Here is a 13,335-nt window from a genome sequence, read left to right on the forward strand (position 1 = left end):
AAGGATGACAGATGGCCGTTAGCATGATTATGTAACGACATAACAACTATGTATGGTTTATTTATTCTGTATTACTAGGTTGTAATGAGCTTTTTTTATTAGCTAGAGGTATGTGTATGAAAGGCAGCCATCAGGAGCAGCCTATTCGTGGGGCTTTTTCTGTTGAAAAATTAGTACGAGTGGGCTTTGGTGCAACAAAGCGGACAAATAAAATTGAAGTAATGGTATATGCAGAACAAGAAGGTAATGGTGACATTACGTTATGGAAGCTGAATAAGAGCCATATTCCGTTTGAAAAGTACGATAAAGTCTCATTTGAGAATCTTATGGCAGACTACTCTCCCGAACCTGCTTTTTATCAAGAAAAAATTTATCCAGCCATGCGTAAGGTTGCTCAGGGTATTGCCAGAGGTGAGCGATTACGTGTGAACGGGCAGCCTTACGGAGCTGAAGTTGAATTTCTTCAGGTTCTGGAAATGGATGAAGATAATGTCCGTGCTACATTCGGCCTTGGTCTGACGTATCTTGACAGAAACGAGATAAGCAAAGGGCAGGCCGTTTTTTCGAAGTTGGTAGGAATAGAAGCTACATTTGCTCCGGAACATAAGCATATGTTTAACGAGTTCGGCATTAAACTTCGAAAAAATAAAATGTATGAACAAGCACTGCAATTTTATAGCAGGGCGCAGAAGCTTTCGGCACTGGATGAGCATTTGTTGTACAATATAGGACGCGTTCTTATTGAAATTAAAGAGTATAAAAAAGCGCTTGTTATGCTTGCAAAAGCTTTAGAGGTGAACCCTGAGTTTGCAGAAGCCAAAAAAGTTTTCGAATTGTTAGATAGAAAAATGAATAACGCTGCGTAATCGCAGTTTGCTGTATCTACGTAAAAAGCCATGCCCCATCACAACTGTGTGATGAGGCATGGCTTTTTCTCTTGATAGAGAGCGTAGGGTGCATCCGGTGAAGGATGCCCCTGCTGCTAGTAATCAAAATCGATGGAAACAACTTCGTAAGAGATACGCCCCTTAGGTGCGTTCACAACAAATTCGTCGCCTTCTTCTTTGCCGAGCATAGCTTTGCCCACTGGAGAAAGAACTGAGATGCTGCCGTTTTGGTAGTCGGCTTCATCTGGACCGAGCAGGGTGTATTTTTTCAAGTCACCGGTGTCGAGGTCTTCAATTTCCACGGTTGCACCAAATGTTACTTTGTCGCCACCGAGGGTTTTGAGGTCGATAACGTTGTAGCGAGCCATCTGGGATTCGATGTAGGAGATACGTGCTTCGAGCATGCCTTGACGCTCACGTGCTGCATCGTATCCTGCGTTTTCGCTAAGGTCGCCTTCTTCTCGGGCTTCTTTAATAGCCTGAATGATTCCTGGGCGCTCTTTTTTCAGAGCTTCAAGCTCTTGTTTAACTTTTTCAAAGCCTTCAATAGAAATAGGAATACTACTCATCATTTTTCCCTTAAAAAATTCTTTCCTGCTTTTTTTCTGGCGGTCAGGAGGCCGCTTCTTCTTCACAAGAAAAAGCGCCCGACGTGGCGGGCGTAATTCTGAGGTAGAACATACTTGGCGAGTGGTCAAGTACGTAGTTGTAGAATATGCGAGAATATACCAGAAAATAACAGGTTATTTGTTGAGGATATATTCAGAAGATGTTGGTGGTATGACCAACTCACTTGAGTGTCAAATTACCAACAAAGTCTCGCCTGTGTCAATAAAATGCAAAGTTAACCGGTTTCATTCATAATCAGTATGACGTAACACAAAAATGCTGTTATGAGGATGGGAAACCGCCCTGCGATATAAAGCAAAATAGTTGGTGCGCTCTTTATAATGCGTGTAACCACTGAGGGTTGGCGACCATCGCGGTTCCTCTATAGTCTATTTATACGTTGTTTATTAGGTTGTAAATGCTGTAAAAATGTAGGTGGGACAGTGATCGCTGGTAGAGTGGCTTTAAGAGCACATGGATGCAGAACAAGAAAATTTTTGTTGTGCCGGTGTACTCATTACCTTGTAACCAGTGCTAGCCCATTATAATAGAGCGCAAGCCGCTTTATGAGAAAAACGCAACACAAAGAGCAGCGCAAAGCGGTTAAGGAGTATATGTAATATGTCAGATTCAAAGCAACATCCTGAGAAGGAGTGCGGTGGTTCTTTCATAGACAGTGTAGCCCAGTTACTGCCGGAAGGTGGTAACCTCAATATGTGTCTCACTTGCGGTGCTTGTTCTGCAGGCTGCCCCGCAACTGGACTTGAGGATATGGACCCTCGCAAATTTTTGCGTCTTGCCGCACTGGGAATGGATGAAGAAATCACCTCTACCCCTTGGGTGTGGATGTGTACTATGTGTCAGCGGTGTACGTATGTCTGCCCTATGCAGATCAACATTCCGCAACTCGTGTACCAGGCGCGTCAGGCCTGGCCGCGTGAAGACCGCCCGAAAGGTATTATTAACTCTTGTGATGTGGCCTTACGTAACCCTGGTCACAGCGCAATGGGTGCTTCCTCTGAGGACTTTAAGTTCGTAGTGGAAGACGTTCTCGAGGAAGTGCAGACCGAACAGGAAGGTATGGAAACTCTTAAAGTACCTTTTGATGAACTCGGTAAAAAATACTACCTCAACCAGAACTCCCGTGAGCCGGTAACTGAGCCGGATGAAATGGTTCCTTTGTGGAAAATCATGAATATCGGTGTCGGTGATGACTGGACTTATGGTTCCAATGGTTGGGCTGCGGAAAACTACTGTATGTTCGCAGCGGATGATGAATCCTGGGAAAAAATTGTTCGAACCAAAGTCAAGGCAGTGGAGGACCTCGGCGCCAAGTATTGGCTCAACACCGAGTGAGGCCACGAACTTTACGCACTCCGGTCCGGAATGCAAAAATTCGGCATTAAGCCTAAGTTTGAAATTGAATCCATTATCCGTCTCTATGCCCGTTGGGTAAGAGAAGGAGTTCTGAAGGTTAATTCAGATTGGAACGTCAATAACGTTAAATTTACCGTACAGGATCCATGCCAGCTCGTTCGTAAGGGCTACGGCGATGCTGCGGCGGATGATCTGCGTTACGTAATCAAAAAAGTTGTCGGTGAAGAGAACTTTATTGATACATGGCCTAATAAGTCCAACAACTACTGTTGCGGCGGTGGTGGTGGATCTCTTCAGGCAGGCTTCCCAGATGCACGCCGCTACTACGGTAGAATTAAAAACGAGCAGATTGTTAAGACTGGTGCACCTTATGTCATTGCTCCGTGTCACAACTGCCACTCACAGATTCACGACCTTTCCGAATACTACGGAGCAGGCTATCATGTTGTTCACTTGTGGACTCTTATTGCACTGTCTCTGGGGATTCTCGGTGAAAATGAACGTGAATACCTTGGCGAAGATCTTCGCAATTGTGGTTTATAACCAGACCACACCGTACGCCCATAGAAAGCCCGGTCATATGACTGGGCTTTTTTTTATTTACCATATTCCCTTCGTGTTGATAGACTTGCAATACGGGAGTGGGCTTGATACCGTGATTTTAACAAATTACAAAAATTAGTCTCAACTGAATATAACTCAATTCCGGAGGATGGAATGTTAGGACGAAATGCAGCAGCAACGGATGTACGCCGTGCTGAGCTTGTAAACGCGTATCTTCGTGGCGTGTATGGCTGGATGATGCTTGGTCTTGTTGTGACCGCTGTATTTGCATTTTTAACTGCAACTACCCCTGCTGTTCAGCAGTTTGTTTTTGGTAGCCAGCTCACCTTTTTCGGGCTGATCATTGCTCAATTTGGCTTGGTAATGTATCTGAGTGCGCGAATTGCTAAACTTTCTGCAGGGGCAGCAACCGGGCTGTTTTTACTGTACAGTGCGCTTAACGGTATAACATTATCTGCTATTCTTCTTGTGTATGCAGCAAGCACCATATCTTCAGCGTTCTTAACCGCTGCAGGTATGTTCGGTGCTATGAGTTTGTACGGAATGACTACCAAGCGTGATCTGACCAGTATGGGCAGCTTCATGATGATGGGACTCTTCGGTCTCGTTATCGCAATGGTGGTGAACATTTTCCTTGGTTCTACCGTAATGGAACTTGTGATCAGCGCGATCGGTGTAATTGTGTTTACTGGTCTTACCGCATACGACACCCAGCGTCTTGCAGAAATGGGTGAAACCATGCCTGCAAATGATGCTACCGCAGTTCGCCGCGGTACAATTCTTGGTGCACTTACCCTGTACCTCGACTTCATCAACTTGTTCCTCATGCTGCTTCGCTTGTTTGCAGCATCTCGTGACTAGTACTCTCATCTCCACTAATAGATGACGAAAATAAGGGGGGCCTGCAATGGCTCTCCTTTTTTTGCATGAGACATATTTTCTGACACCGACTATACTATATGTTGAAACTGCTATCCCTCAGGAGAGGTTATGTCTTCACTGCCAGTGCAGCGTGCACTGTACCCGATTTTATATCCATTTAGTAAAATTTACTCTTTTGCTATGTCGCACCGCCGTAAACAGTATGAAGCCGGTGCGAAAGAGCAGTTTTCTCCCAAGGCTCCATGTGTTGCAGTGGGAAATATTAGTTGGGGGGGCAGTGGTAAAACTCCGGTTGTAAGCTGGCTGCTGGAATGGGCAGAGCGTAATCATTACTCACCGGTTGTTCTTACCCGAGGCTACAAGGCTGCGCCGCCGAGAACTCCATATCTTGTTACACCGGAAAGTACAGCTAAGCAGGCGGGGGACGAGCCTGTTATGCTTGCCAATACACATCGCAAAGCACGCATCGTGGTTGATCCTGTGCGGATGCGTTCTGGTGCATGGGCGGAAAAAAAATTTAGGCCAGAACTGATGGTGCTTGATGATGGATTTCAGCATTTAGCTGTAAAACGTGATTTGAATCTGGTGTTATTAAAACCGGAAGATTTAACAACAGAGTGGGATAGAGTTATTCCTGCTGGCTCATGGCGTGAGGACCAGAGTGCGTTATCGCGTGCACATGCTTTTCTTATAAAAACAGACTCGCTAGCGCCGCTTAAAGGTGTTATTAAAGAACGGCTTGGTAAGTTCGGTGTACCTGTGTTCAGCTTCTCTTTAGTACCGCAAAAGCTTGTTCCGGTGAGTGCCGCTGCGGTAGAAGTCTTTGAAAAGGCAAAAGAAAACCATAGCCCTGTTTTATTAAAAAACTATATTCTTTTTAACGGGGTGGGAGAACCTGCGCAGGTAGAAGAGACTGCAAAGAAATTTATGGGACGCGCCCCATGCAAACATCAGCGTTTTGCAGACCATCATGCGTACACAGAGGCTGAAATTGCTGAGATGGGTAACTTAGGCTTGCCGTTAGTTTGTACACCTAAAGATGCTGTAAAGGTTCCGGAAGTTTTAGGGATTGAAGTATGGACTTTTGCCCTGCGTACAAAGTTTGGGGACTCTATGTTTACAGGCAAGACGTTCTCTGATTGGTGGCAGGAGCAATGGGCTGCCATGCGTGAGGTTTCTGGTTCCAGAAAAAAAACAGGACGAAAATCGGCTGTTGTGACAACGAGTCCGCGTCCTGTTTTAAAAAATGAAAAATAATATAACGAAAACCTGTGGCAATGTGGATAGTGAATATTTTTCAGCAACCATTGTTCAAGGTATAAGCATATAGCATGGCAAAAAAGAAAAAAAAGAAATCCGGTGAGTGCCCGATTTCCCCTAAAGACCTTCTTGGGCTTTTCCGTGAAGTAAAGCGTCCGATTAAGATGAATGATTTTTATCGTTTTCTGAATTTAAGCAAACGATGGAGAGACGATCTTGAGGCGATGATAGAATTTCTCGAAAAGGATGGGAAAATAATTCGTCTGCGCGGTGGCGCATGGGGGTTGACTAAAAATTTACACCTCCTCCCGGGCAAATTGCAGGTACAGCGCTCTGGTGTGGGCTTTGTGTTGCCAAAGGATAAGCGGCGTGCAGATATTTTTGTTGCACCATCCGCTTTTGGTACTGCAATGCATGGCGATACTGTGATGGTTGCGGTACTGCCGGGTAAGAGAGGTAAAAATCCTGACGGACGTATTGTCCGTGTTCTGGAGCGCGCTCGTGACACAATAACGTGTCGTGTTATTAAAAAGATGGGCAAGGACGGGTATATTTGTCGTCCTACAGATTCTCGTTTGAATTTCTCCATCCTTGCTACAGGTAATGCTCTGGATCGTCGTCCGCGCAAGAATGAGTTGCTTGTCGTTGAACCAAGTGAATTGGTCGAAGGTGGATTATGGGCCGCAACCATTATTGAAAGCCTCGGCAACGAAGAAGAAGGCAGTGTACAGGAACGTCTTGTTAAAATTAATAACGATATTCCAACAAGTTTTGCTGATGGGGTTATTGAAGCCGCAAAAGCACTGCCCTCAGTTCCATCTGAGGAAGATTTTGTTGACCGCATTGATCTTCGTAGTCTTGATTTTGTAACCATTGACGGGGCAGACGCACGTGACTTTGACGATGCAATTTATGTAGAAGAACAGCGTGATGGTTACCGTTTGTGGGTTGCTATTGCTGATGTAAGTCACTACGTGCAAGAAGATTCAGTTTTGGATCAGGAAGCTGTTGAGCGTGCGAACTCCTACTATTTTCCGCAGTCTGTTGAGCCTATGTTTCCTGTGGAATTATCCAACGGATTATGCAGCTTGAATCCTCGAGTTCCCCGTTTGGCAATGGTGGCAGAGACGTATTTTTATGCAGACGGCAGCTACGGTAAGTCAAAGTTTTATCCGGCAGTAATTCAGAGTAAAGCACGGTTGACTTATGAGCAGGTACAAAGTGCATTAGTCGATAAGAATGAAAAAGAGCGTGCAGTTGTCGCGCCTGTGTTACCGATGCTCGAGCGTGCAGAAGAGCTTGCTCATTTGTTAAGGCAGAAACGTATTGATCGTGGTAGCCTTGATTTTGATTTGCCTGAAGCAAAAATTACGTTCGATGTTGTTGGTGATCCCATTGCAATTGATCGTAGAATTCGTCACTTCTCCCATATGATGATTGAGGAATTTATGATTGCCGCAAACGAGGCAGTTGCACGATTCCTTACCAAGGTTGATGTACCGTTTCTGTATCGTGTTCACCCTGAACCAGAGCTTGATAAACTTTCTGGTCTGTTTAAGATGTTGCATCGTACGGACCTTGGTGAAGCTTTCCCAAGGGAACCATCTGCGGAGAACTTGCAGGCTGTACTGAAAATTGCTGAAGGAACGGAGCAGGAGTTTGTGGTTAACCGTCTGACTCTGCGAACTATGATGCAGGCACAGTACACGGCAGTACATCAGACTCATTATGGTCTTGCTTCGGATTGCTATTGTCACTTTACATCTCCAATCAGGCGTTATGCTGACCTTGTTGTTCACCGTGCGTTGAAGCATGCATTGAAGATGAAAGGTTACGAGAATATTCGTCCTGTGGATAGAATTCAGCCAATTAGTGATCACCTTAACAAGCGTGAACGTGTTGCTATGGAAGCAGAACGTGAAATTTTGAAGCGTATCACTGCACTGTACATGCTGAGCCATATTGGGGCAGAGTTTACAGGTGTTATTTCCGGCGTTTCAGATTTTGGCTTCTGGGTTGAGCTTGAAGAAGTTATGGCAGAGGGTATGGTTCGGTTGTCCAGCATTGATGATGATTACTATGTCTATCTTTCAGAGCGAAATGAACTTGTGGGCGAACGTACAGCACGCAGATTTGCGTTAGGACAAGTTGTAAAAGTTTGGCTTTATGATGTGAATGTAGGTCGAATGGAAATCAACTTTAAGTTGCGTGAAGAAGATTTTGAAGATCAGTAACTAATTAGATAATAAGAACAAGGCTTCACATGGTACCATGTGAAGCCTTGTTTTATCCAGTTCCCAATAACTCACGGGCTAGAGCTTCGCCCTGTTGTCCACCACCGGCCATGCGTTCATATTCTTCGCGAATACCTGTTTCAGAAAGGGCATTGCAGCTGGTAAAGGTTGCGCTGCCACTAACATCTTTGCGGACAAGGAAGTGTTTTTCTGCCCTTGCGGCAAGTTGTGGCCAGTGGGTGATAAGTAGCATCTGCTGACGCTCGGCAAGCATTGTCAAAGCATCCGCTACATAGTTGAGTGTGATGCCGCCGATGCCTGCATCAACTTCGTCAAAGATCAGGGTTGGTGTCTCGTCTTTGTTCATCAGGCCAACTACTGCAAGCAGGAATCGGGAGAGCTCACCGCCGGATGCGATTTTGTCTAATGGCTGTGGTGCTTGACCTGGGTTTGGTACCCATATGAGCCGTGCTTTGTGTTCGAAACATTCCGGATAAACCTCAGTCGAGGTGAATTCAAATTCTACATGTACGTGCTCAGAGAAGCCGAGGGTTTTAAGTTCAGTCTCAATTGCGCGACAGAGTTCGTCGCCTTTGCTTTCCCGAAGCTGATTGATCTGTTGTAAACTTTCCTGAAGAGTAGCGCGCGCTTCATCTTCCTGTTTTTCAAGGAGGATGAGGTCAAGTTTGCAGGTGTCCAGAAATGTTAAGTTTTGCTCAATCTCTTCTTGCATGTTTACAATTTCATCAAGAGAGCGGTTGAGCTTGCGTTTAAGCTGCGCCAGTTCATACAGACGGGCTTCAATTTCTTCTATGGAGTCTTCATCCGGTCTGTTGATAGGCTGATTGCGCAAGCGAGTTTCAACTTCGCCGAGTGTATGGCGAAACTCCATGATGCGTTCAACTTCAGGCTGATATTCTGGGATATAGCGGCAGACAGCATCAAGGCTGTTTTCAAGACGGCTAATCAGTTCGCTCAGCGTGCCGTTGTCTGTATAAAACAGTCCTAATGTATGGTCGACAGCCTCTTGAACGAGTCCTTGTTCACGGGTTTCCTGTTTTTTGGCTTCCAGTTCTTCTTCTTCTCCAGCCTCAGGTGCAACTTTCGCAATTTCTTTTTGTTGAAATTCCAGAAAATCCCGTTTGTCTTCCAGAGCGCGTGCCCGCTCGCGCAGTTCAACTTGTTGTGCGGCAATATCACGTAGTTTTTTTAAAACAGAATTGCGCTCTTCAAGAAGATCGGGACGTTGGAGGAAGTCGTTTAATAACTTCTCTTGAAATGCTGGTTGCAGCAGTTGCTGTTGGCCGTGCTGGCTGGTGTGAACAAGCATTTTTGGCTTAAGGGCACGGATTGTTTCCTGTGAGCTTAATTTGTCATTGATGTACAGGCGGCTTCGGCCTGTTGCTGCTACAAGCTCTCTGCGGATGATATATTCTTCACCGTCGATGAGGAATAAAGCTTCAACTTGCGCTTTTTCTTCACCTGCACGGACAAGGTCTGCGCGCATCTTTTCACCAGTGAGAAAATTGAGTGCCTTCAGGATAAAACTTTTGCCTGCACCAGTTTCACCCGTAAGCACATTCATTTTTCCGGAAAACTCAAGTTCCATATCGTCAATTAACGCTAGATGACGGATTCGGAGAAGTTCGAGCATTGTAACTGCCTGTAATTAATAAATTTAAAAAATATAAAAATCGCTGCACGGATATTCTTATACAGAGCCGGAAGCTTTGGCAATGTAAGGAATGTGGTACGTTGAAAATGGACTATCTTTTCAAGCGGGGATCAAGCAGGTCGCGCAGGCTTTCGCCAAGCAGGTTGTAGCCCAGTACTGTGATGAGAATGGCGCACCCTGGGAACATGGAAAGCCACGGCGCAATTTCCAGTACCTGTTTTCCTTCAAGCAGCATATTCCCCCAGCTGGCTGTTGGTGGCTGAACGCCAAGTCCCAAAAAGCTAAGAGCAGATTCGGTGAGGATGGCCCCTGCAACACCGAGAGTTGCAGCAACAAGCACTGGTGCGAGAGCGTTTGGAAGGATGTGTTGTGCGATAATACGGGCTGAAGAGGCTCCTGCAAGGCGTGAAGCCGCTACGAAATCCCTTTCTCGCAGGCTCAGCGTTTCAGCGCGAACAAGTCTGGCAACGCCCATCCATGAGGTGAGCCCAATCACTATCATTATATTGATCAAGCTTGGTTCAAGAAAGGCGATAACAGAAAGAATGAGGAAAAATGACGGGAAGCAGAGCATAACATCGACAAAACGCATGATAGCTTCATCAACCCAGCCACGGAAGTAGCCCGCAATGAGTCCAAGTACCAGCCCGATAGAAATAGAAATGCCGACTGCTACAAAACCTACCCACAAGGAAATTCTTGCACCATGAAGCATTCGGGAGAAGACATCACGTCCGAGAGCATCAGTTCCCATGGGATGTCCCCATGAAGGTGGCTGAAGGATATAGTCAAGATTCAACGCATCAGGATCGAACGGTGAAATGAGAGGCGAGAATATTGCAGCAAGCGTCATTGTTCCTACAATGATAAGGCCAATGAAGAGCATGCCGTATTTGCTCCAGAAGGCACGTGAAGTGATAGGAAGCATTATGCGCTACCTCCTCCTGTTCGAATTCGCGGGTCGGCTAGGCCGTAGCAAAGGTCTGCAAGCATATTACCTGCAAGAGTAAGTACTGCACCAAGCACAAGGTTCCCCATGATCATAGGATAGTCACGAGCTAGAACGGACGTGTAGAAAAGTTGCCCCAATCCAGGCAGGGCAAAGATAGATTCGATAATAACCGAACCGCCAATGAGGCTCGGAATGGAAAGACCGAGAATAGTGATAACCGGAAGCAGGGCGTTACGTAGCGCATGCTTATAAATAACAGTGCGTAACGGTAGTCCCTTAGCTTTGGCGGTCAGAATAAAGTCTTGTCGCAATACTTCCAGCATGGAAGAGCGCATAAAGCGGGACATTCCCGCAAGGCTTCCAAAAGTATAAATAAACACAGGCATAACGAGATGCTGTGCTAGGTCTCCAAGCTTTCCCCAGAACGACAGGTTGTCGTAATCCAGAGAAGTAAGACCGGAAATGGGAAGCCATTGCAGGTAAATACCAAAGTATAACATTAGCAGTAGAGCAAGCCAGAATCCGGGCATGGCGAAGCCAATAAAGACAAAGACCGTACTTGCTTTGTCAAACCATTGCCCTTGATAGTAAGCAGCTCCCACCCCTATCGGAATAGCAAAGAGCAGGGTAAGTACGAGCGCCGCAACGTTCATACCGATAGTAAGCGGCATGCGTTCTTTAATTTTATCCCACACCGGACGATTGTCGCCGGACATGGACTTACCGAAATCAAATTGCACGATGCGTTTGACCCATCTATAATATTGAACATGCACTGGCTGATCCAGACCATACAGACGTTCAAGGCGGGCGCGGGCTGCCGCACCCACCTGTGGGTTCAATGTAGTCTGTAAATCGGTAGGAGAGCCGGGAGCAAGGTGAATAACCCAAAAGCTAATGACCGTGATTCCAAACAGAATCATTATAGTCATGCCAAGCTTCTTACAAATTCTATATAAGACGCGGCGGAGGATAACTGAAGGAGTTATCGCGCTCGCAGGCACATGTTCCATAGTAGAGTTCTACTCCGAGTTTCTGAGCCACTGTCCCATTTTTTGAACAGTTTCGTTCCAATCATTGGAAAGACGAGTTTCAAGGAAGCTTCTGTACGCATCATCCAGAAGCGTAAGGCAGCTTTCGATCAGGTATATCTTTTCGAGGAAAGGACCATCAACATCGTCTTCCTCATTGGCGTCAGCTTTTTCAACCTTAGGCGTTTTAAGACTGCCAAGTGAAAAATCTTCTGCCTTTAATGTAAGTTGCCATGCTTCTGTATCTTGTTCAATACGAATTAATGCACGGGTAACTTTTTTCCCCATAGATAAGCCAAGACGTGCTTCTTTCAGTTCGGAAGTACTGCCGGAAACAGTCGCAGTTTCCAGAGTCTCACCTTCTCCGCCCTGAACCGATACGCGCTGTTCAACGTATAAGTTGTATGGGCGGCCTTCCTTGGAAGAGAAGTTGCCGTTTGTAACTTCGCTTCTGAACCACAGCCAGGTTAAAAATTCCTGACCCAATATAATGTCTGTTGTCTGACCAAGATAATCAGCCATGATGTCTCCTATGCGAAGTTAGCCGGTTCGATGGTATCAATTTTTTCTGCGATATCTTCACCCATAAGGGAGATCGCAAGAGAGTATGGAGTCATCGGCTCAAGATCGACACCGAAGGTTTGAGCAAAGTAATCAACAAACAACTCTAAAACCTTTGCCTGTGTAGAGGCAAAATATACGTCGTTAGTTTGCATGTTCCATACAACATGAAACTCTGCCGGTACCGGAAGGGTACGTGCGCGAAGTTTCAACTGCACCTGTTCTTTCAATTCTTTCTTACGTTCGCGGGAAACGTATTTCTTGCCCTGTTCTTTGATCTTGCGCTCTTCTTCACGAATAGCAATCGAAACATGTTTTTTTAAAACTGCTGCTGGGATACGTCTTGTGTCGAGACGTAACGAAAAGGTCAGGTACGCACCCTTTTCCGGTGGTGCTGTGTGCCAGGAAGAGTCGAGCATGTCGTCAAAACATACCCATCCCCAGCCGCGTTCTTCAGCAGAGTCTTCAATTTCTTTAAAGGCAAACTGTCGAAGTTTTTCAGGAATTTCAGGCCAGAGTTCTTTTGGAACAGGCTCTGTGATCTTATATCGAGTAAATGAAGTACTGGCGTTTAAAAAACCCATATTGCTCTCCTTATGTATAGAGGAGTGTGTAGCGCATCTTTGAACAGTACGCCAGATTATAAGATACAACGTGAGGGGAGTGACAACCATAAATTAAAAATAAAGAAAACCGGATTGTTAAAAGAATATCATAAGAAAAAACGAAAAACCTGTTGACTTGTGAAGAAAAGAGCGTAGATTCCCTCTCCGCTGCTGATGAGGCAGCAACGCTCTTTTTGAGGAAAATATGAAGAAGGATTTTTTTTGAAAACCTGTTGACAGAAACGTCTCGTTTTCGTAAAAAAGACTTCTGCGCTTCAAAAAAGAGCGCAGCAAAACGACAAGTTGAGCAACGTATTAAAAAGTTTCAAAAACTTGTTGACGAAGCGAAAGCGGGCTGGCATAAACGCCAACTCGACGCGAGGCAAATTAGCCGAGCGGAGCTTGAAAAAAGCTCTTTGACAATTAAATAGCGAATCGGATTGATTTAGAGATCAGCTAGCGTCATCCGCTACAATGTAGTGGATGTCACAATACAGAATTATTAAACTGGAGAGTTTGATTCTGGCTCAGATTGAACGCTGGCGGCGTGCCTAACACATGCAAGTCGAACGCGAAAGTTTCTTCGGAAATGAGTAGAGTGGCGCACGGGTGAGTAACGCGTGGATTATCTACCTACTGGTACGGGACAACAGTTGGAAACGACTGCTAATACCGTATACGCTGGTAACGGGAAAGGG

The 13,335-nt window shown here is 45.6% G+C and carries 11 protein-coding genes and 1 rRNA gene; 6 read left to right on the forward strand and 6 right to left on the reverse strand.

Going from position 1 to position 13,335, the window contains the following annotated elements:
• Positions 1-116 precede the first annotated feature (116 nt).
• Positions 117-866 (forward strand): tetratricopeptide repeat protein, encoded by a 750-nt coding sequence (locus BUR09_RS11210; RefSeq protein ID WP_084539445.1) that lies wholly within the window; start codon positions 117-119, stop codon positions 864-866.
• Positions 867-982: 116 nt separating this feature from the next.
• Here BUR09_RS11210 and greA read toward each other — a convergent pair whose 3' ends face one another.
• On the reverse strand, positions 983-1,456 hold the full coding sequence (gene greA, locus BUR09_RS11215) for a transcription elongation factor GreA (RefSeq protein ID WP_074217018.1): 474 nt from the start codon (positions 1,454-1,456) through the stop codon (positions 983-985).
• 661 nt (positions 1,457-2,117) lie between these two features.
• On the opposite strand from greA, the gene BUR09_RS16575 reads away from it, so the two are divergent.
• From BUR09_RS16575 to rnr, 4 genes are all read left to right on the forward strand, one after another.
• A complete protein-coding gene (locus BUR09_RS16575; protein WP_084539446.1) occupies positions 2,118-3,416 on the forward strand; it encodes a (Fe-S)-binding protein in 1,299 nt (432 codons plus the stop codon).
• A 174-nt stretch (positions 3,417-3,590) separates the two neighbouring features.
• A complete protein-coding gene (locus BUR09_RS11230; RefSeq protein ID WP_074217021.1) occupies positions 3,591-4,298 on the forward strand; it encodes a Bax inhibitor-1/YccA family protein in 708 nt (235 codons plus the stop codon).
• Positions 4,299-4,427: 129 nt separating this feature from the next.
• A complete protein-coding gene (gene lpxK / locus BUR09_RS11235) occupies positions 4,428-5,576 on the forward strand; it encodes a tetraacyldisaccharide 4'-kinase (protein WP_074217022.1) in 1,149 nt (382 codons plus the stop codon).
• A 74-nt stretch (positions 5,577-5,650) separates the two neighbouring features.
• Entirely contained in the window at positions 5,651-7,813 is a 2,163-nt protein-coding gene (gene rnr / locus BUR09_RS11240; RefSeq protein ID WP_074217023.1) for a ribonuclease R, read from the forward strand.
• A 52-nt stretch (positions 7,814-7,865) separates the two neighbouring features.
• Here rnr and BUR09_RS11245 read toward each other — a convergent pair whose 3' ends face one another.
• From BUR09_RS11245 to rdgC, 5 genes are all read right to left on the reverse strand, one after another.
• Positions 7,866-9,467, reverse strand: a complete 1,602-nt coding sequence (locus tag BUR09_RS11245; RefSeq protein ID WP_074217024.1) for a DNA repair protein RecN — start codon at positions 9,465-9,467, stop codon at positions 7,866-7,868.
• 112 nt (positions 9,468-9,579) lie between these two features.
• Complete coding sequence (locus BUR09_RS11250) at positions 9,580-10,416, reverse strand: ABC transporter permease (RefSeq protein WP_074217025.1); 837 nt, start codon at positions 10,414-10,416, stop codon at positions 9,580-9,582.
• Positions 10,416-11,453, reverse strand: coding sequence for an ABC transporter permease (locus BUR09_RS11255; protein WP_139296825.1), 1,038 nt, complete (start codon positions 11,451-11,453; stop codon positions 10,416-10,418). Before BUR09_RS11255 ends, BUR09_RS11250 begins: the two co-directional genes overlap by 1 nt.
• A 9-nt stretch (positions 11,454-11,462) precedes the next feature.
• The gene (locus tag BUR09_RS11260) at positions 11,463-11,993 is read right to left on the reverse strand and encodes a hypothetical protein (RefSeq protein ID WP_074217026.1); all 531 of its coding nucleotides are present in this window, start codon (positions 11,991-11,993) and stop codon (positions 11,463-11,465) included.
• Positions 11,994-12,001: 8 nt separating this feature from the next.
• Complete coding sequence (gene rdgC / locus BUR09_RS11265) at positions 12,002-12,616, reverse strand: recombination-associated protein RdgC (RefSeq protein ID WP_074217027.1); 615 nt, start codon at positions 12,614-12,616, stop codon at positions 12,002-12,004.
• 525 nt (positions 12,617-13,141) lie between these two features.
• Between rdgC and BUR09_RS11275 the strand changes: the two genes are divergently transcribed.
• Positions 13,142-13,335: ribosomal RNA gene (locus BUR09_RS11275) — 16S ribosomal RNA — on the forward strand; the annotation flags it as partial.

It is taken from the genome of Halodesulfovibrio marinisediminis DSM 17456, from assembly GCF_900129975.1.
Taxonomy (GTDB): Bacteria; Desulfobacterota; Desulfovibrionia; order Desulfovibrionales; family Desulfovibrionaceae; genus Halodesulfovibrio; species Halodesulfovibrio marinisediminis.